This is a genomic window from Methanobrevibacter ruminantium, assembly GCF_016294135.1.
In the GTDB taxonomy this organism is placed as follows: domain Archaea; phylum Methanobacteriota; class Methanobacteria; order Methanobacteriales; family Methanobacteriaceae; genus Methanobrevibacter; species Methanobrevibacter ruminantium_A.
Genome location: NZ_JAEDCO010000008.1, coordinates 22,189 through 41,591, shown reverse-complemented (window position 1 = coordinate 41,591; position 19,403 = coordinate 22,189). Strand labels below are relative to the sequence as shown.

The 19,403-nt window shown below is 33.3% G+C and carries 18 protein-coding genes; 16 read left to right on the top strand and 2 right to left on the bottom strand.

Annotated features, from left to right (window positions below; translation table 11 throughout):
- Positions 1-24 precede the first annotated feature (24 nt).
- The 14 genes from VW161_RS03515 to VW161_RS03450 all read left to right on the top strand — a co-directional run bounded on the left by VW161_RS03515 (position 25) and on the right by VW161_RS03450 (position 15,777).
- Positions 25-1,236, top strand: coding sequence for an ammonium transporter (locus VW161_RS03515; protein WP_304093874.1), 1,212 nt, complete (start codon positions 25-27; stop codon positions 1,234-1,236).
- A gap of 26 nt (positions 1,237-1,262) precedes the next feature.
- Positions 1,263-1,601 (top strand): P-II family nitrogen regulator, encoded by a 339-nt coding sequence (locus VW161_RS03510; protein WP_304089165.1) that lies wholly within the window; start codon positions 1,263-1,265, stop codon positions 1,599-1,601.
- A 267-nt stretch (positions 1,602-1,868) separates the two neighbouring features.
- Positions 1,869-3,008: an adenosylcobinamide amidohydrolase gene (locus tag VW161_RS03505; protein ID WP_325192708.1), complete on the top strand. Its 1,140-nt coding sequence runs from the start codon at positions 1,869-1,871 to the stop codon at positions 3,006-3,008.
- A 206-nt stretch (positions 3,009-3,214) separates the two neighbouring features.
- The gene (locus tag VW161_RS03500; RefSeq protein WP_325192715.1) at positions 3,215-4,054 is read left to right on the top strand and encodes an ATP-binding cassette domain-containing protein; all 840 of its coding nucleotides are present in this window, start codon (positions 3,215-3,217) and stop codon (positions 4,052-4,054) included.
- A gap of 145 nt (positions 4,055-4,199) precedes the next feature.
- Positions 4,200-5,393, top strand: coding sequence for a hypothetical protein (locus VW161_RS03495; protein ID WP_304136133.1), 1,194 nt, complete (start codon positions 4,200-4,202; stop codon positions 5,391-5,393).
- Between the two features lie 148 nt (positions 5,394-5,541).
- Positions 5,542-6,000, top strand: a complete 459-nt coding sequence (ribC, locus tag VW161_RS03490; RefSeq protein WP_292788836.1) for a riboflavin synthase — start codon at positions 5,542-5,544, stop codon at positions 5,998-6,000.
- A gap of 21 nt (positions 6,001-6,021) precedes the next feature.
- Positions 6,022-6,729, top strand: a complete 708-nt coding sequence (locus VW161_RS03485) for a glycosyltransferase family 2 protein (protein ID WP_304088528.1) — start codon at positions 6,022-6,024, stop codon at positions 6,727-6,729.
- Between the two features lie 24 nt (positions 6,730-6,753).
- Positions 6,754-7,125, top strand: coding sequence for a DUF2304 domain-containing protein (locus VW161_RS03480; RefSeq protein ID WP_325192714.1), 372 nt, complete (start codon positions 6,754-6,756; stop codon positions 7,123-7,125).
- Positions 7,126-7,212: 87 nt separating this feature from the next.
- Positions 7,213-7,911 carry a (Fe-S)-binding protein gene (locus VW161_RS03475; RefSeq protein WP_325192707.1) on the top strand — a complete coding sequence of 233 codons (699 nt, stop codon included), beginning with the start codon at positions 7,213-7,215 and terminating at the stop codon, positions 7,909-7,911.
- The gene (locus VW161_RS03470) at positions 7,908-9,134 is read left to right on the top strand and encodes an LUD domain-containing protein (RefSeq protein ID WP_325192706.1); all 1,227 of its coding nucleotides are present in this window, start codon (positions 7,908-7,910) and stop codon (positions 9,132-9,134) included. Before VW161_RS03475 ends, VW161_RS03470 begins: the two co-directional genes overlap by 4 nt.
- Positions 9,135-9,483: 349 nt before the next feature.
- Positions 9,484-10,293, top strand: coding sequence for a molybdate ABC transporter substrate-binding protein (gene modA, locus VW161_RS03465; RefSeq protein ID WP_304088535.1), 810 nt, complete (start codon positions 9,484-9,486; stop codon positions 10,291-10,293).
- Between the two features lie 222 nt (positions 10,294-10,515).
- Positions 10,516-11,196 carry a molybdate ABC transporter permease subunit gene (gene modB, locus VW161_RS03460; RefSeq protein WP_304088537.1) on the top strand — a complete coding sequence of 227 codons (681 nt, stop codon included), beginning with the start codon at positions 10,516-10,518 and terminating at the stop codon, positions 11,194-11,196.
- A gap of 77 nt (positions 11,197-11,273) precedes the next feature.
- Complete coding sequence (locus VW161_RS03455; RefSeq protein ID WP_304088540.1) at positions 11,274-12,302, top strand: sulfate/molybdate ABC transporter ATP-binding protein; 1,029 nt, start codon at positions 11,274-11,276, stop codon at positions 12,300-12,302.
- A 199-nt stretch (positions 12,303-12,501) separates the two neighbouring features.
- Positions 12,502-15,777, top strand: coding sequence for a DUF5814 domain-containing protein (locus VW161_RS03450; protein ID WP_325192705.1), 3,276 nt, complete (start codon positions 12,502-12,504; stop codon positions 15,775-15,777).
- An 89-nt stretch (positions 15,778-15,866) separates the two neighbouring features.
- Here VW161_RS03450 and VW161_RS03445 read toward each other — a convergent pair whose 3' ends face one another.
- Positions 15,867-16,259, bottom strand: coding sequence for a hypothetical protein (locus VW161_RS03445; protein WP_304088545.1), 393 nt, complete (start codon positions 16,257-16,259; stop codon positions 15,867-15,869).
- A gap of 150 nt (positions 16,260-16,409) precedes the next feature.
- Here VW161_RS03445 and VW161_RS03440 point away from each other — a divergent pair, with 150 nt between their 5' ends.
- Positions 16,410-17,012: a YigZ family protein gene (locus VW161_RS03440; RefSeq protein ID WP_304088547.1), complete on the top strand. Its 603-nt coding sequence runs from the start codon at positions 16,410-16,412 to the stop codon at positions 17,010-17,012.
- 115 nt (positions 17,013-17,127) lie between these two features.
- Here VW161_RS03440 and VW161_RS03435 read toward each other — a convergent pair whose 3' ends face one another.
- A complete protein-coding gene (locus tag VW161_RS03435) occupies positions 17,128-18,615 on the bottom strand; it encodes a sodium-dependent transporter (protein ID WP_304088549.1) in 1,488 nt (495 codons plus the stop codon).
- A gap of 279 nt (positions 18,616-18,894) precedes the next feature.
- Here VW161_RS03435 and VW161_RS03430 point away from each other — a divergent pair, with 279 nt between their 5' ends.
- Positions 18,895-19,377, top strand: coding sequence for an RNA-binding protein (locus tag VW161_RS03430; RefSeq protein WP_304088555.1), 483 nt, complete (start codon positions 18,895-18,897; stop codon positions 19,375-19,377).
- Positions 19,378-19,403: the final 26 nt, after the last annotated feature.

The following is a 19,403-nucleotide window of genomic DNA, read 5'->3' as shown; positions in this document are numbered from 1 at the left end:
ATTGATTTATGAGTAAGTGAAAATATGGTAATGTTAAGTACAGGTGATACTGCATGGATACTCATTGCAACTATCTTGGTTTTATTGATGAGCATCCCTGGAGTTGCTTTCTTTTATGGCGGTTTAACAAAAAGGAAAAATGTATTGAATACAATGTTTTTAACATTTATTGCATTCTCTATAGCAAGCATAATTTGGGTAGCTTATGGATATCCGTTTGCTTTTGGAGATGTAAGCATCAGTGGATTGATTGCACATCCTGCACATTTCTTCATGACTGGAATTGGGATAAATGATTTGACTGGTTCCATTCCAACAATATTGTTTATTGTATTCCAATTGACTTTTGCAGGACTTACAGCAGCTCTTGTATCCGGAGCTATTGTAGGCAGGATGAAAACCTCTGCTTGGATGATATTCATCATTGCATGGGTTACTCTTGTTTACGTCCCTATTGCCCATTGGGTATGGGGTGGAGGATGGCTGATGCAAATGGGATCATTGGACTTTGCAGGAGGTACAGTTGTGCATATTAACTCTGGAGTTACAGCTTTAGCATTGGCTCTTGTCCTTGGAAAAAGGAAAATTCCTTCATTGCTACCACATAACTTAGGTTATTCTGTTTTAGGTGCAGGGCTCCTATGGTTTGGATGGATGGGATTCAACGGAGGATCTGCTCTTGCAGCTAATGGGCTTGCAGCTTCTGCTATTCTAGTTTCAAATGTTGCAGCAGCAACTGCTCTTATCACATGGGTATTGATTGATACAGTTAAAATAGGAAAACCTACAATGTTAGGTGCTATTACAGGAGGTGTTGCAGGTCTTGTAGCAATTACTCCTGCAGCTGGGTTTGTTGATGTTCCTGCAGCAATCATTATAGGTTTTGTAACTGCATTTGTATCCTACTACGCTATTTACTATCTGAAATCAAAATTTGGCTACGACGATGCTTTGGATGTATTTGGAGTTCATGGTCTTTCAGGTGTATGGGGAGCAATAGCTACCGGTATCTTCGCTTCACCTGCAATCAATGGAGCAGCAGGACTGCTATTTGGAAATCCTAACCAGCTTACAATACAAATAATAAGTATTATTGTAACAGCAGTTTATGCATTTGTTGTAAGCATAATTCTTGCAAAAATCCTTGATAAGACAATTGGTATCAGAGTTAATGAAAAAGAGGAGATTGAAGGACTCGATGCAAATCTACACAATGAATCAGGATATAGACTATAGATTAATTTAATGGTGGAGTGATATTTATGAAAAGGATAATTGCAGTTATTCGTCAGGAAAAGTTTGAAAACGTTAAAAAAGCATTGATTGATGCCGGCTGTGAAGGAATGAATGTTTCAGAGGTTAAAGGAAGAGGAAGGCAAATGGGTATCAAGGAATCCTATAGAGGTTCCAGTTACTGCATTGATCTTATTCCTAAAACACGTATAGAGCTTGTTGTCAATGATGAGGATTTAGGACGCATTTTGGATGTTATCATTGAAAGTGCACGCACTGGTGAAGTTGGAGATGGAAAGATTTTCGTTTCTGATGTAATTGAAGTGATTAGGATTAGGACAGGTGAAAGAGGTTCTGATGCTGTTTAACTCAAGCTTTTTGACCTTCGGTCAAAAACCTTGACCAAAATTCTTTCCTCAGTTGGGAGTAAAAAACTCCCTATTTTTTATTTTATATTTCTTTAATTTTCTTTTTTTTTATTTTATTTTCATTTTATCTAATTTTTTAATTTTTTACATTTTTAATTTTTTATATATTTAAATACTATTTTTAATAAATTATTATTTAATTAACATTTAGAAAATTAGAAAATTATTTAAATAATTATTTCTATTAACTATTTTTTGAGGAATCATATGCCAATTGATGATAAAAATCAAGAATTTGAATTGATAATGAAAACAAGTGATGGTGATGAAATACTAAAGAATTCAGACACTGTTCTTGTTAGATTTGGTCCTAAAAGAAATGGAATAGTCAGTTCTTGGTTAAATGGAGGATACAATGAGGATTTATCTGCTGTTTTCAATCATCAATTGTCTCAAGAAAACATTGATAAGTATGGCGATGGAGGCATATTGGATTTCCTAAAGGACTTATCAACTGATTTTTATAATGGTTTGGATTTAAGAAGCGACAAGTTAAGCGGTCTTATCACATCTGCAGACATGAACAGTTATTCAATAGCTTGTGAAAAATATAGGGATATTGAAGTTATTGCAATTACAACAGCCGGTGCTAGAGTAAATGCTGTCTCTGCAGGAGATATTGCTTCATATTATGAAATCAATGCAGATTATCGTTATGATTTAGAAGAAGATGAAAGCAATGGTCAAAACAATAATCAAAATCCAAATAAGCCTGGAACAATCAATACAATACTTTTAATAAATACAAAATTGGATGAAAGCTCCCTTTTATTAGCAGAAATGATTGCTGTAGAGGCAAAAGCAGTTGCCCTTAGGGATTTGATGGTGTCAAGCAATTATTCTGATGAGATAGCTACAGGTACAGGAACTGATGGACTAGCTATTTTCTCAAATATGGAAAGTGAAAACTTTACAGACAATGTCAGCAAGCATGCTAAAATAGGGGAACTTATAGGAAAAGTTGTTATTGATTCAATAAAAGAAGCTTTAGCTAAACTGCAATGGTTGACTCCAACTTATCAATTGAATGCATTGGTTAGATTGGATAGGTTCCAGTACAATTTAGATGATTTTTATAACAATTATTTGCCAAAACATATGAAAATGGAGGATGAAGATGATAAAAGGGAATTCATTGCTTCATTAATCAGCATTTCCAAAAATCCGGAACTTGTTTCATATGTTTCATTGATAATACATCTTTTAGATCAATACAGATATTGTTTATTAAGCAAGAAAACAGTTTTAAAGGCTTCCAATTCAATCTTGGAAAATCAATTAAATAGGATTGAATGGCAATCAATGAAATTGCTTTTGGATTACATCATCAAGACTCAATTAGAATGATTTTAAAATACTAATTTTCCTATTTCCTATCCTATTTTTACTATTTTTTCTATTTTTTTCTATTTTTTATCATATGGTTGATATTTTATCAAACGGGGTTTATTTAAAAGTATTACTTTTTTTAAGATTTTATAGAGTTTTTTATTACTTTTTAAACATTTATATACTCTTTTTTATATAATAAATAATAAGTTGGAGGTTTTAGTATTTTAGAGGCAAGAAATATAGTTTTTGATTATCCTGATGGAACAAGGGCATTGAACAACATTAATTTTAAGGTTGATAAAGGTGAAATGGTGGCTCTTTTAGGAAGAAATGGGGCTGGAAAGTCTACACTTTTCTTACATTTCAATGGAATCAACATACCAAAATCAGGTGAAATCTATATTGATGGAGAGAAACTTGAATATGATAAGGAAAGTCTATTCAAAGCTCGTCAGAAAATAGGAATCGTATTTCAAAACCCAGATAATCAACTCTTTGCTCCAACTGTAGAGGAGGATGTGGCTTTTGGGCCAATGAATTTAGGGCTTCCAATTGAAGAGGTGGAACGAAGGGTTAAGGATTCCCTTGAAAAGGTTGGAATGGCCGGATTTGAAAAGAAATCCCCTCATCATTTAAGTGGCGGTCAAAAGAAAAGGGTAGCTATTGCAGGTATTTTGGCTATGAATCCTGAACTGATGATTCTTGATGAGCCTACCTCAGGTTTGGATCCAAAAGGAGCTTCACATATTCTTAAGTTATTGCATGAATTGAATCAGGAAGGAATGACTATTGTAATATCAACTCATGATGTTGATTTGGTTCCTGTCTATTCAACTGAAATCCATTTGATCAGTGATGGGGAAATCATTGCTCATGGCTTGCCTAAAGAGGTTTTTTCCGATGTGGAACTTATAAGGTCTGCAGATTTACGTTTGCCAAGAATAGCTCATCTTGCTGAAGTCCTAAATAAGAAGGATGGTTTGGATTTTGGAGAATATTATCCTTTAACCATTGGGGAAGCACGTGAGAGAATTCTTGATTTGATGGATATAAAAGAATAGGAATTGCTTATTCTTTTCTAATTTAAGTTCTTTTTTTACTTTTTTTAATTTAATAGTTAATATTTTAAACTAGTTTCAATAAACTAATTTTAAAAAGCTTTTAAAAATAAAAATTTGATTTTTTCTATTTTTTGTGATGATTCAAATGACTGATGAGATTATTAAGCAAATTAAGAGGAATTTAAGCGGAAATCCTGATTTGGATAGGGATTATCTGGTATCTCAATTGGATTATTATAAGAATCATGAATCTGCCTATGAGATCATTAAAGAGATTTCAAGATTAATTTGGCAGTCCTTAGATTTTTATCTTGATTACAATGATAATGAATCCAAAAAGACAAATGTATCAAGGATTCTTGATGAGGTTATTCCACTTATTGCAAATCGTGACAAGAAAACCGCTTTAGAAAAATTAGACAATTTCATGAGTTATTTTGTTGATAAGTATGAAATGGGGAACATTCCTAAGGGAAGCGATTTCAAATCAAATAGACCAATTACTGAAATCCAATATATGAGATATGAGGAAAACAAGTTGTCCAGAAGTCCAAGAAATTATAATCTCAATCAGAAAAAGAGCAGGGTTAATTGGAAAAAAGATGTAAAAATCAATAGAATTAGTGAAGTTGATAGTGAGGACAATACTCTTTTAAAGGAATATCATAGCTTTTTAAATCCTCTTGAAGAGATTTTGTTTTACCAATACATTGGCTTAAGGAATGAATTGGGGTATATTCCTTTCAATGAGCCTCTTTTTGATTTATATTATATTTATGGAACTTTGCTTTTGGAAAATGATAACTTTGAAAAGGCAGAGAAATATCTTCTTAAGGCCTTAAGGATCAATCCAGTATCCTCAAAAACCATTCTTTCCCTAGTAGACATTTATAAATCTAAGACACGGACCTACAACAGATTTTTCCTATACAATGTAGATGCATTGAAGTTTGCATATAAGAATGAGGATATAGCAAGAGCCTATAGGAATTTTGGTTTCTTTTATGTTGAGGAAAATCAATTGGATATTGCTGCTGTCTTCTATGATTTCAGCTTGAACTTTGATTTCAACAAGCAGGCATTTAGGGAACTTGAATATATTAAATCCAGAGGATTCAACACTGAAATCAGTCGAAAGGATGCAGAAAGAATCATTGAATCAAAGAGTATTCAAGTGGGAGCCAATCCATTTGTCCTAGATACATTAAAGGGCATTTGCGCTGATTTGGAATACAGGAAGAATTATAGTGGCGCATTGTATTTCTATAGGATCCTATATGACTTGACTAAAGACAATATTGTTTTAGGGAAGATCAATTCAATTCAAAATAGGATTTAATAATAAGATGATTTTTTATATTTTCAAATATTTGATTTACTTTATATATAATTAAAAACATAATCAATAATATTGTATCAAAATATTAAATTAATTATTGTTAGAATAATTAAATAATTTTTAAAATAATGTTTATTTGGTGAATAAAATGAGAATAGGAATTGCAGATACTACATTCGCTCGTTATGATATGGGTGCTGCAGCTATTGATGAATTAAAGAAAAACGCTTCAGACTTAAAGATTATCCGCGTTACTGTTCCAGGTGTAAAGGATCTTCCCGTAGCAAGCAAAAAGCTAATTGAAGAGGAAGACTGTGAGATTGTCATGGCATTGGGAATGCCTGGACCTATGGAAAAGGATAAGATGTGTGCTCATGAAGCGTCTACAGGTTTAATTCGTGCTCAACTCATGACCAACACCCATATTTTGGAAGTGTTTGTTCATGAAGATGAAGAGGAAGACCCTAAGGAGCTAAAGAAATTAGCAGACAATAGGGCTCGTGAACATGCTCAAAACCTTATCAAGATGATGTTCCATCCTAAACAAATGAGAAAAGAAGCAGGAAAAGGAATGAGAGAAGGTAAAGAAGACGCAGGTCCTTTATAGCTAAAAAATTTCAAAGATAATATGTCAGATGTAAATTCAGAAATCGCTAAAGATGTTTATTTGGTTGTTCCAGCATTCAATGAAGAGAAGACAGTGTCCCAAATCCTTGAAGGAATAGCTGAAAGGGGATATAATGTGATTCTTGTCAACGACGGTTCTCGAGACAAGACCCTTGAATTGGCTATTGAATCAAAAAGGAAGTATCCCAATCAGATATTTGTCATTTCCCATGTAATCAATAGGGGACTTGGTGCTGCATTGAAAACCGGAATGGTTCTTGCACATAATAAAGGCGCTAAATACATTGTAACCTTTGACGCTGATGGGCAGCATGAAATAGCGGATATTCCAAAGGTATGCAAGCCTTTAGTTGATTGTGAGGCAGATGTTGTAATTGGTGCAAGGCCATTTGAAGACATGCCAATAAGCAAAAGTTTTGCAAACCTGATCATGAATGCCTTGACTTTCATATTCTATGGCAGAAGGGTTAAGGATTCACAGTCCGGTCTCAGGGCATTTACAGCCCATGCTGCTGATGCAATAAACATCGTTTCAAGAGGATATGGGGTATCATCTGAATTCATTAAAGAGATAAGTGATAAGGGTCTTAGATTAGTTGAAGTAACAATAACTACAATCTATACTCCTGAAACCCAAAATAAGGGAACTGATGCAATAGTTGGATTGAAAATTCTCACTAAGATGGTGATTGACTTATTTAGAATATGATTAGAATATAATTAAGGAAGTGTTATTATTATAGGTCCATTTCGCACATATCAGATTTTATTAATTATTGCAAGCATACTATTCCTTATTTTCTTCTATAGGAGATTAAGAGTTAAGAAGATCACTCCAGCTTCATTTGGATTATGTATTCTTATATGTATTATTGTTAATTTCTTTGCTTTTGCCCCTAGATTCAGTGACCCTCTTGCAGGATTCTTCGGTTTTGGCAGAGGATTGGATTTACTTCTTGTTCTTGGATACGGTATTCTAGTTTATGCGATTTTTAGATTGTATGTGAAAATCGATGAGTTGAATAGGAATACAACTGAACTTGTCAGGGCATTAGCAATAAAGGATGAAATCAAATTGGAAGATATTGATAATGAAGAGGAATGATTTCCTCAATTATTTTTTTTAATTAAAATTAGTTTTCAGTTTATGGATTGGATTAAATAATTTTTTTATATTTATTAAGGTTAAAATATGTTATTGTATTTTAGAGGATGTACAGCTAGAGAGAAATTAACTTCAATCAGCAAGGCTACAGAAAGGATTTTAAAGATAGCAAAAATAGATTATGAAACTTTAGAAGACGAAAAATGCTGTGGATCTGTACTTTTAAGAACTGGTTTTTTAGATGATGCCATTGAACAGATGAATGGGAATTTAGATGATTTTGAAGGAAAGACCATTCTAACTTCATGTGCAGGCTGTTATAAGACATTGAAGGAAGATTATAAGAAGTACCTTGGTGTTGATTTAAAGGTTATTCACATTTCTCAGCTATTGGAGCAATTGATTAAGGAAAATAAAATCAATCTTAAAGGCAATAAGGACTTAAAGGTCACATATCATGATTCCTGTCATTTAGGAAGGCATGCTGGAGAATATGAAGCTCCCCGCAATGTAATCAATTCCATTTCTAATTTGGTTGAAATGGAAAACAATAGGGAAAAGGCAAGATGCTGTGGCTCTGGAGGTGGAGTGAAATCCGCTTATGGCGAATTGTCCAATTCAATTGCTGGATTGAGAATCAAGGAAGCAAAGGAAACTGATGCTGACTTATTGGTAAGTGCTTGTCCATTTTGCAAATTGAATTTAAGTCAAAATGGTGATGATTTGGAAGTCTTGGATTTATCCGAATTCGTTTTGAAAAATATGGAAGAGGAGGAGATTCAATGAAAGAGGAAGAAATTGAATCAATGAGAAAAGTGTTCAATAATCTAAAGAAAAAGATTGAACCTCTCGCAGAGTCTCCTAAAATTCAGGCTCTTCAAAAAAGAGTTATAGGCATCAGAAAGGATGCAATAGAAAACAATGAAGAGCTTATAGCTATTGCAAAGGAAAGCTTTAAGGAAAATGACATTGATTGCTTTTATGCACATGATGAGGAAGAGGCAAGGAAAATATTGTTGGATTTAATCAATAAAGAGATTGAATCAAGCAATTTAGATAAAAATGAGGTCTATATTGCAAAGTCCAAATCAAATACCTTGCGTGAAATCAATGCAAGTGAGTTTTTAGAATCCCATGGCATGAAAATAATAGAAACCGATTTAGGTGACAGGATTTTACAATTGAAAAAGGATGACAATAGTCCTGTTCATCCAACTGGTCCCGCTTCCCATTTGACTGTTAAGGATATTGCAGACATTGTCAATGAAGCTATGGATTTGGATTTGCCTGCTGTTCCAAGACCAATTATGGAAGCAGTTAGGGAAGATGTTTTGAAACTTCTTGAAAAGTCCTCAATTGGAATTAGCGGTTCTAATTCAATAGCTGCCGAGGACGGTTCCATCTTAATGGTTCATAATGAAGGAAATATAAGTCTTGTTCAAAACAAAAAACTTCACATTGTCCTTGCAGGAATCGATAAGTTGGTTCCATTTGTAGAGGATTCAGTTTCAATTGCAAAACTTGAAACCGCTTATGCAACTGGAAATCCTTTGACTTCATATATGAATATAGTTTCAGGCCCTTCTAAAACTGCCGATATTGAAAAAAAGCTTCTAAAGAATATGTATGGAGCAGAAAAGGTAGCTGTTGTTCTGCTTGATAACGGCAGAAAGGAATCTATTGATGAATGCCTTTGGTGCATTGGCTGTGGAAATTGCATTGTAAGCTGTCCTGTTTATAATATTTTAGGGAATGAATTTGGTTATCATAGCTATTTAGGTGGTCGTGGTGTTGCAATGAGTAAATACCTAAAGGATAATCAAGTAAGTGTTGATTCTGGCTTGTACATGTGTACATTATGTGGCATGTGCACAGAGAATTGTCCAGTTCTCACCCCAACATATGAAATAATTGAGGGTCTTAGAAATACAACTCAAAAAGAGGGGCTTTCAAAGGACCAACACAAAAGAATAAGGAATAACATTAAGGATAATGGATCCCCTTATTAATTTTTCATACATTTAATTTTTTACATTTAATTTAATACATTTATTTTTTTCTTCTCTTCTTTTTTTATTTTTCAAATTATCCTATTTTTTTAAAATAGCAATTCTTTTTATATTCGATGTGAAATTGTTCTCAAAATCGATATGAAAACATTTATATATCATTAGAAAATAAAATACTATTAGTAATCAAATAACATTAAATCAGTAAATAACAAGGTTAAGTAATGATGAAAGTCATTATCATTCGATAGTGAAAGTTATTGCATAAAGGATATTTAAAAGTTCTTTCACTTCAAATTTTTGATTTAATATTTGATTGTCTTTTATAATATTAAAAAGGAGAATATATATGAATAGAAAAGCTTTGATGATTGCTGTTTTAGCATTAATAGCTGTTATTAGTGTAGGTTCATGTTCTGCTGGCTGGTTTGACTTTATAACTGGTGAACCAGACTTAAATGGACAAGAAGTCAATTTAGCTGCAGCAGCTAGTTTAAAAAATGTATTTGATGATGAATTAATTCCTATGTTTGAAGAAAAATACCCTGGCGTAAAGGTCACTCCAACTTACGCTTCCAGTGGTGACTTGCAAACTCAAATTGAAAACGGTTTAGAGGCAGATGTGTTCATGTCTGCTGCTAACAAGCAAATGAATGCTTTAGCTGATGAAGGTTTAGTTGACAATGATACAAACCTCCAATTCTTGGAAAACAAAGTTGTATTGATCGTACCTGCTGATTCAGACTCCAACATCACTTCATTTGAAGATTTAGCAAATGTTGAAGGAAACATTGCTATCGGTGACCCTGAATCCGTACCTGCAGGACAATACGCAGAAGAAATCTTAACCAACCTCGGAATATACGATCAAATTGAATCCAAATTTTCCTTAGGTACTGATGTAACTGCAGTATTGAACCAAGTAGCTCAAGGGTCTGCTGAATGTGGTATTGTATACGCTACTGATGCTAAATCCACTGATGATGTAAAAGTCGTCTGTGAAGCACCAGAAGATGCTTTAGACACTCCAGTTATTTATCCTATTGCTCAATTAAAAGATTCCAAAAACTCAGAAGCAGCAGCTGAATTCATGGACTTCTTGGAAAGCCAAGAAGCTAAAGATAAATTCGTTGAATATGGATTCACTCTTCACGAGTAGATTCAGTATCACTTATTCATGTGAATAATAAAAATATTAAAAAAAACTTAATATTGGATTATTCATGTGAATAACCACTTTTTTTTAAAATTTTTAGTTAATATTAAATTATTTATCTAATATTTTACCTAATTATTATGCAAATATTAATAAGAATTAAAAAGAAATATATTATCTATCATATCGATTGAATAATTTAATATTAATTAAGGAGAATATTACATGACAGATTGGTCCCCAATTTTCATTTCAATGAAAACCGCAAGCGTTTCAATTTTCATAACCTTTTTTGTAGGTTTGATTGTCGCTTGGGGGCTTGTGAAGATGAAAAATGACACTGGAAAGATTATATTAGATGGCATATTCACATTGCCTCTTGTATTGCCTCCTACTGTAGTGGGTTTCTTTTTATTATGGATTTTTGGTGTAAGAGGACCTATAGGAAGCTTTTTTATAGACTTTTTTGCATACAAAATAGCTTTCTCATGGCCTGCAACTGTAATTGCAGCAGTGGTTATGTCTTTTCCATTGATGTACCGTTCTGCTCGAGGTGCATTTGAGCAAATAGATTCAGACCTATTGGATGCAGGACGTACATTGGGAATGTCTGAATGGAATATATTCTGGAAAGTTGCATTTGCAAATGCATTGCCGGGAATACTCAGTGGTGGAATTCTTGCTTATGCACGTGGTTTAGGGGAGTTCGGTGCAACAGCTATGCTTGCAGGAAACATTGCAGGACAAACAAGAACACTTCCTATGGCTGTTTATTCAGAAGTGGCTGCAGGTAATATGGGAGAGGCATTTGGTTATGTTATAGTCATTGTTTTCATTGCATTCATTGTTATTTTCATTATGGATTATGTCACTTTACGTAAGGAAAAGCAATGGAGATATGATTAAAGTAATTTATTTAATAAAGAAATCTAAATTAAAATTATTATTTGCTAATTCTATTTTTATATTCATGAGGAAGGATTATGAGCGGTAAAATGTTAAAGGTAAATATCCAAAAGGAACTTAAGGAATTTGATTTGGATGTTGATTTTGAATTGAAAAACAAGCGTTTAGGTATTCTCGGTCCTTCTGGTTGTGGAAAGAGCATGACCTTGAAATCCATTGCAGGTATTGTAAATCCTGATGAAGGGGTTATAAGCTTAAATGATACTGTTTATTTTGATTCAAGTAATAAGACTAATTTAAAGCCTCAAAAAAGAAATGTCGGTTACCTGTTCCAGAATTATGCACTATTTCCAAACATGACTGTAGAGGAAAATATTGCAATAGGATTAGGAAAGGATTATGACAAGAATTATTTATCTGAGATCATTAAGCGTTTTCATTTGAATGGTCTTGAAAAGAGATATCCTCGCCAATTGTCTGGGGGTCAGCAGCAAAGGGTTGCATTGGCTCGTATAATGGCTTATGGTCCAGATGTCATATTGTTGGATGAGCCTTTCAGCGCTATGGACACTTTTCTAAAGGAGCAATTGCGTCTTGAGCTTGTCAATTCATTAAAGGATTTCGATGGATTTTCCATTATGGTCACTCATAATCGTGACGAGGCATTCCAGTTTTGTGATGAGCTAATAGTATTGGATAATGGTAAGATCATTGCAAAAGGAGAAACATATCAAATATTTGAAAATCCTGGAAAGGTTCAGGTTGCAAGGCTTACAGGATGTAAGAACATCTCTAGAATTGAAATCATTGATGATTATCATGTAAAGTCATTGGATTGGGGACTTGAGCTTGAAGTCTCTAAAAAGCTCTCACCTAATATTACACATATTGGAATAAGGGCTCACGATTTCTCTTCTGCTAAAGAGGATGACTTGAATGCATTTGATACATTAGGTTCAACAAAGATAGAAATGCCTTTTGAATGGGAGATAACCTTGGCAAATGGATTATGGTGGAAATATGACAAGCAGATTCATGAGCATGAATTCATTGTTCCTGATTACATTAAGATAAATCCTAAAAACATTATTTTATTGGAAGAGTAGTTTTATAGCTCTTTTTTATCTTATTTATCTTATTTTTTTATTTTATCTTTTTTAATATTTAACTAATAATTTTATTCATGTCTCTTAATTTTTTTCAAAATTCATTTATTTTTGTCTTAATCTTTTTAAACTATTAAAAATATAATTTAAACTATAATGTTTATATAAAAATTTATAATAAAAATAGGGAATTTTATCAATGATAGTTTTAAGCAAAAAGAAAAAGACTTGGGAAATGTATCCTATTGGAAGTCCTAAAGGGGCTTTAAATACAAAGCGTAAGCCAGAATTCATTGGCGTATTGAAGTTTAAGGAAAATGATGAGGATGGCTACATTTCCATAAACCGTTTTGTAGTCAAGGATGAAAAGGAAGATAAGCTTTATCCTCCTTCAAAGGCAATCAACCTATTGCGTTCCCAAGCTGTTTTCTTGGCAGACAAGGATGAAAAGCTGGAGGCTTTCCTAAAGCAGAACAACATAAAGGTCAGATTCACTAACATCTGCCAGCATTGCAGTTTCGAAGGGGAAGTCACAATAATCAATTCAGACTTTTCATATCTCTATCATGACCAATTGATCTGCAAGACCTGTGCAGAAAATACAATAAAAAGGGAGCTTCAGCTTAGGGGATATGACAAGAAGGTATTCAGGAACTTCAAGAGAGTGCTTGAAAAGACAGGCAGTCTTGATGACGTTTTGGAAATGCTTTCACCAAGGTTTGACCCATTGGCCCACACAGACTTGACATTGTTTGATAGAGTGAAGGTACATGATGATAAGATTCCAAAAATAGCCATGAAAAGGCTTAAGATACCTGAAGAGTTCAAGCAAGTTATATTGAAAGAGAAAAACGATTATCTTCTTCCAGTTCAATATTTAGCGATCAGGGAAGGATTATTGAAAGGTGAAAACCTATTGGTTGTATCAGCAACCGGTAGTGGAAAGACATTGGTTGGAGAGATTGCAGGTATTCCAAAGGCATTGAACGGTAAGAAATTCCTCTTTTTAACACCACTTGTAGCGCTTGCAAACCAAAAGTATAGGGATTTCAAAAAGAGATATGAACCTTTAGGCCTTAAGGTAGCTATTAAAGTTGGTATGAATCGTATTCAAGCTAAAGGAGAGCTTAAGTTACCTAATTCCAATATTCAGGATGCAGATATTGTTGTCGGTACATACGAGGGAATCGACTTTATGTTAAGGGCTGGCGATTCTGATGCATTAAAGGACTTAGGGCTTGTTTTGATAGATGAGATCCATACAATTTCAGATGAGGAAAGGGGTCTCAGGTTAAATGGATTGATAAAAAGGATTGAACATATATTCCCTAAGACTCAAGTAATTGGATTGTCCGCTACAATAAAGAATCCACAGGACTTGGCAAATGACTTCAATATGAAGCTTGTCCAGTATAAGGAGCGTCCTGTCCCACTTGAAAGGCATATTGTCTTTGTAAGGGGAGATGTCCAAAGAAGAATAATCATGAGAAAATTGGTCCAAAGGGAGTATTACAGCACATCCTCTAAAGGATTCAAGGGCCAAACACTGATATTTACAAACTCAAGAAGAAAAACCCATAGGATAGCTAATTTCCTATCTGGAAAAGGAATCAATGCTTCAGCATATCACGCAGGTTTGTCCTACTTCAAGAAGGAAAAGATTGAAAAGGACTTTTCCAAAGGTAAGATTGCAGCGGTAGTTACAACTGCAGCACTTGCAGCGGGGGTGGATTTCCCAGCATCACAAGTAATATTCGAGTCATTGCTTATGGGTAACAAATGGATTACCCCTAACGAATTTTCACAGATGTTAGGTAGGGCAGGTAGGCCAACATACCATGACAGGGGTGTAATCTATCTAGTTCCAGAGATAGGCAGTGAGTTTGACAATGAAAGTGAAGAGGTTGTTGCACTTGACCTACTTGAAAGTGATGTTGAGGATATTTATGTGGATTATACAGAGGATGGATCACTTGAACAGATACTTGCTGATATATCATCAAAGTCCTTAAGGAAAGTGAAGGATGTCGATGAATTCTATCAAAATATTCCGGTTCCAATGGATATAATGACAGCACTTGATGAACTTGAAGATAAGGATGCAATAAATATACATGCGGACGATACAATTGACACAACTCGTTTCGGTAGGGCAGTTGCAATGTCATTTTTATCTGTGGATGATGGTGTTATCATTAAGGATTCCATTAACGATCCACATTACTTAAGTTATTATTATAAGAAGCCATTCTTTAAGACCAATCTGAAAGAGCTAAGGTTGCTTTCTGAAAAGATTGATGAAGATAATGAGAATGCTTTAAAGAAAAACAAGAGAATTAAGAACAAGTCTAAGTCTAAAGACAGTTCTAAAAAGGATAAAAAGGATAAAAAGGATAAAAAGGATAACAAGGATAACAAGGATAAGAAAGAGACTAAAGAAAAAGTTAAAAAGGACAATAAAAAGAAAAACAAGTCTAAAAAAGATAAGATGAACAAGAATAAGTCTCATAAATCAAAAGAAAATAGGATTAAGGAAAAATCCATTAAACATAAGGAAGATAAACCTAAAGAACATATAGAATTTAAGGAACCTAAAGAGTCTCAAGATAATCAAAGTTCTGGAATCAAGTTCATTGTTGAAGATGGAGTGGATGAAAAGCCAGTGAAAAAAGAGACTAAAAAGGAATCTAAAACCAGCAAGTATATTGATAATATTGCTGATTATTTCAATGGATTGAATCAGTCCAAGGATTACAAATCTTCTGATGATGATTCCAATATTGAAAATAAGAAGAATGATTACAAATCATCTAAAAAGGATAATAAGTCAGATGTAATCTATAATAAGAAAACTTCAAATAAGTCTAAAGGTAAGAAAAACAATAATTCTGCAGCAGTCAAGCAGATAAAGTTTAAGGAAAACATCTTCTCAGACATTCATGAAAAGATGACTAAGGATGAAGTCAATTCAAATGACTTATTGAAAGTGCAGTCAATAGCTCTTGATTTGGAATTGTTTGAAAACGCTTATTTGGCTCCTGTTGTTCATAAGCAAATCATTAGTGCATTGAAGATGAATTTCTCAACAAGGCTGTTTGCTGAATCCACATTGGATATAATATCATCTGGAGAGGCAATATCAAAGATTGACAAGAAATTCCAGGATGCATTGCTTAAGATTCAAATTGATTTCCTAAGATGTGACTGCAATGAAAGACCATTCTGTGAATGCCTCCAAAGGGGAATTTCCTATTATATAATAAATCAAAGGTTGAATGGAAAGGATCCAATTGATATTTCCAACTCTCTTCTTAAGGAATATCAAATCCAAACATATCCTGGAGACATTTTCTCATGGCTTGATGCTTATGTAAGGAATCTGGATGCAATAAGAAGAATAGCTAAGGCATTTGGTAAAAAAGAAATTGTTCAAGTTTCAGAAAAACTTATGAAAATAGTTGAATCTGGAAAATAATTGAAAATTGGATTTTTAAGAATTTTGAATTGTAAACAAGTAAATAAAAGAGAAAAAAGAGAATGGGTTAATTAAAGAATTTTCTTTAATTATCCGCTGCTTATAAAGAATCTTAAAAGTCTTGCTAAGATGTCCGGATTGTCATCAGAGCTTGAGCTTGAATAATAGCTTGAGCTTGAACCGGAATTGTCTGAATTGAACAGCTTGTTCATTCCTTTATCAACCAGTTCAGACCAATCGCTGCCACCATCATTATTGCTGTTGTAATTGTCACTGTTATCGTTAGAATCAAAAAGTGAGAATAAGCCTCCTCCATTTTCTGAACTGTCTAAATAGCCATTGTTGTTTTTATCCTCATCGTAATCGCTGGTTACAATCCAATCTGAAAGACCGCCAGTCATAGAATAAACTGCACTGCTTGCAATAAAAGCAATAAAAGCTATAACAAGGTATACCAAAAACTTTGCTTTCTTATCTTCCATGATCTCACCTCGATGATTATTAATAATTTTTGAATATAAAACTTATCAAAATTAATATTATATCAATTAAACATATAAATGTATATGTTTATAATATAAAATAATTAATATAAAACATTTTCTAATAATCAAAAATCTTGTATTGATACTATGAAAACAATAGCTAAACCTTTCCAAACATCTATAGATATCAAGAAATCTCAATTCATTTGCAGACTCTTTCCTGCACAGAATGAAAAGGAAGCAAAAGAGATCATAAATAGGATATCTGAAGAGTACAAGGATGCAACACACAATTGCACTGCATATGTAGTGAGTGATGGAGAAGGATTTGATGATGATGGAGAGCCTGGAGGAACTGCAGGCAGACCTATGCTAAATGTGTTAAAGAAAAATGAGATGGAAAACATCGTAGCTATTGTAACAAGGTATTTTGGCGGTATCAAGCTTGGTGCAGGAGGTTTGGTTCGTGCTTACAGCAAATCAGTTCTAGAAACCCTTTCAATTGCGGAGATTGTTGATATGGAATTGTATGAGATATTCAAGTTCAGTTTTGAATATCAGCATATAAAGACAATTGACAATGAGATCAGGGCTAAGAATTTAGCTGTTGTTGAAAAGCAGTATGAAGCGAATGTTATCTATTTTGTAGCTTCCAATAATGTGGATATGATCAAGAATATTCAGGAAAAATTAGCGAGTGTAGTTAAAATAGAGCATTTAGGAAGCAGATTTTTGGAAAAAATAGATTAAAATAATTAAATAATTTACTTTTTTTAAAATAAAAAAATAAAAAATAGAAAAAATAATTAATAAACTTACTTTTTTTAAAAAATAAAAAAGAAAATAGAAAATAATTTAAAATAAATTATAATCTATATTCAGTTTTATCCCAATCTTCGTTTGTAGCAGGCATTTTAGTAAATATGAAAGTCAATGCAAGCAATATAATGGTAAGAACAGCAAATACTATCAATTCATGCATTGAACCGGTGTTTATAATGTCCAATACTCCACCAATCCATACGATTGCAATGACCAATGGTAAAATGTATTTAACTATATAAACCCACCAATTGCCTAATTTAATGGTTCTACTACGTGCATTTAAAGTTGGAATAAGCTCTTCACAATTAAAGGTCCATGCAAATAGGTTACATTCAACTAAAACACTGAAGAGTATAGCTATTTGGTTGATATATGCATCAACATATCCAAGAAGTGTTCCACCATAGGAAGTTGCATACATCATGGATAAAGCAGCTCCTATTAAACAAAGGACAGTCATTGTCTTCTTACGGGACCATGTGAACTTGTTTTGAATACTGAATGCCAACGGTTCGATAGTGGACAATATACTTGTAAGTCCTGCAAGATAAATTGTCAAGAAGAACAAAGGACCAATTATAATTGCATATTGTCCTAATACATTCAATACGGTAGGATAAGCTACAAATACCAATCCTGTACCTTGAGTTACAAGGTCTGCTATTGCTGTACCGCTTTGAAGTGACATGTATCCAAGGATTGAGAATACTCCTAATGCACAGAAGTTTTCAAATGCACAATTTGCAAACGCAATGGATAATGTGTTTGTTATCAAGTCTCCTTCCTCTCCAGTATAGCTTGCATAAGTGAATGCAATACTCATACCTAAGCTTAATGAGAAGATTATCTGACCGAATGCAGCCATCCATATGTCAAAGTCCAAGATCAAGCTCCAATCTGGTGAGAATAGTTCATTCAATCCTATCATTGCACCAGGCAAGGTTAAGGAGAATGCTACAATCACAATCATGATTATAAACAATAAAGGAACAAGAATTTTACTTACCTTTCCAAGTCCCTCTTCAAGGTCCTTGTGGGAAATGTACCAGATTATTCCCCAACTTGCAAGCATTGCAGCTCCAATGACTGGAATGAAGTTAGTTATTCCACTAAATGATTCCTGAGATTGAAGCAAGGTTGTTGCAAAGTAAGTATTTGGGTCTGCTCCCCATCCCTTAAATAAACTTAAGATTACATATATTCCATCCCATCCAAGTATACATGAATAATAGATCATAATTATGAATACGGAAATAGGCAAGACCCATCCTAAAAATTCATAATTTGCATGTATTTTACGAATAGCCTTTGGAAAGGATGATTTGAAATTATATCCAACACCATATTCCAAGATTAAAAACGGAACTCCCATCAGCAATATAGCAACGATATATGGAATGTAGAATGCTCCTCCACCATTGCTGTATAAAACGTATGGGTATCTCCATATATTTCCAAGTCCTACAGCAGAACCTACCATTGCCAAAACAAATGATAGATTACTGCCCCATTCGTTTTTATCACTCATAAAAAATCACAAAAATTTGTTTAATAAATAAATTGATTAAATTGAAAAATAGAATATTCTAATCTTTTAAATCAATATTTTAACTTATTTAAAGATTATTTCTAAATTAATTTAATATTATTATATTATATCCCAAAATATAAAAACTATACTATGTTAATTTGTATTTTTTATTGAAATGAATTTATTAAATTTTAGTAAAATATTATTAAAATAAAGTACATATATAATTCATAAGATTTTTAATTAATAAATTAAAATATATAAAATTTTAAGGTGCTGGTTTTGAAAATTAAAAAAAGATATTTCCTAAAGAAAAAGAAAGTTAAAGCCATTAAGGAAGAACTTGGAGATTACGGATCTTTCATCAACAATAAGGACACCCTTGAAATGTTGGAAGCAGAGGATTACGACTTCATTTTAGTTAATGGAGAGCCTTATATCATTATGATTAACGGCAAGCCATACCCTACACTTAAGGCTGCATTGAATATAGAATTGGACAGCAAGGTAGTTGTTGTGGATATGGGTGCAGTAAGGTTTGTAACCAAAGGTGCTGATGTAATGAGTCCTGGAATTGTTGATGCAGACGAATCCATTGTAGAGGATGATGTTGTAATTATCGTTGAAGAGACTCATAATAAGCCTTTAGCAATGGGAATCGCCTTGATTTCCGGTCCTGAAATGGTTGAGAATTCAGAAGGAAAGGCTATCAAGTCACTCCATTTTGTTGGAGATGCAATTTGGAACCTGGAAGTGTAAAACCTAATTTATACCTATTTGGTTTA

Bases quoted from the DNA above. Each gene is read 5' to 3' on its own strand.
- ribC (WP_292788836.1), top strand. From the start codon at position 5,542: ATGAGAATAGGAATTGCAGATACTACATTCGCTCGTTATGATATGGGT.
- VW161_RS03485 (WP_304088528.1), top strand. From the start codon at position 6,022: ATGTCAGATGTAAATTCAGAAATCGCTAAAGATGTTTATTTGGTTGTT.
- VW161_RS03440 (WP_304088547.1), top strand. From the start codon at position 16,410: ATGAAAACAATAGCTAAACCTTTCCAAACATCTATAGATATCAAGAAA.
- VW161_RS03435 (WP_304088549.1), bottom strand. From the start codon at position 18,615: ATGAGTGATAAAAACGAATGGGGCAGTAATCTATCATTTGTTTTGGCA.
- modA (WP_304088535.1), top strand. From the start codon at position 9,484: ATGAATAGAAAAGCTTTGATGATTGCTGTTTTAGCATTAATAGCTGTT.
- modB (WP_304088537.1), top strand. From the start codon at position 10,516: ATGACAGATTGGTCCCCAATTTTCATTTCAATGAAAACCGCAAGCGTT.
- VW161_RS03445 (WP_304088545.1), bottom strand. From the start codon at position 16,259: ATGGAAGATAAGAAAGCAAAGTTTTTGGTATACCTTGTTATAGCTTTT.
- VW161_RS03505 (WP_325192708.1), top strand. From the start codon at position 1,869: ATGCCAATTGATGATAAAAATCAAGAATTTGAATTGATAATGAAAACA.
- VW161_RS03510 (WP_304089165.1), top strand. From the start codon at position 1,263: ATGAAAAGGATAATTGCAGTTATTCGTCAGGAAAAGTTTGAAAACGTT.
- VW161_RS03455 (WP_304088540.1), top strand. From the start codon at position 11,274: ATGAGCGGTAAAATGTTAAAGGTAAATATCCAAAAGGAACTTAAGGAA.
- VW161_RS03470 (WP_325192706.1), top strand. From the start codon at position 7,908: ATGAAAGAGGAAGAAATTGAATCAATGAGAAAAGTGTTCAATAATCTA.
- VW161_RS03450 (WP_325192705.1), top strand. From the start codon at position 12,502: ATGATAGTTTTAAGCAAAAAGAAAAAGACTTGGGAAATGTATCCTATT.
- VW161_RS03475 (WP_325192707.1), top strand. From the start codon at position 7,213: ATGTTATTGTATTTTAGAGGATGTACAGCTAGAGAGAAATTAACTTCA.
- VW161_RS03515 (WP_304093874.1), top strand. From the start codon at position 25: ATGGTAATGTTAAGTACAGGTGATACTGCATGGATACTCATTGCAACT.
- VW161_RS03495 (WP_304136133.1), top strand. From the start codon at position 4,200: ATGACTGATGAGATTATTAAGCAAATTAAGAGGAATTTAAGCGGAAAT.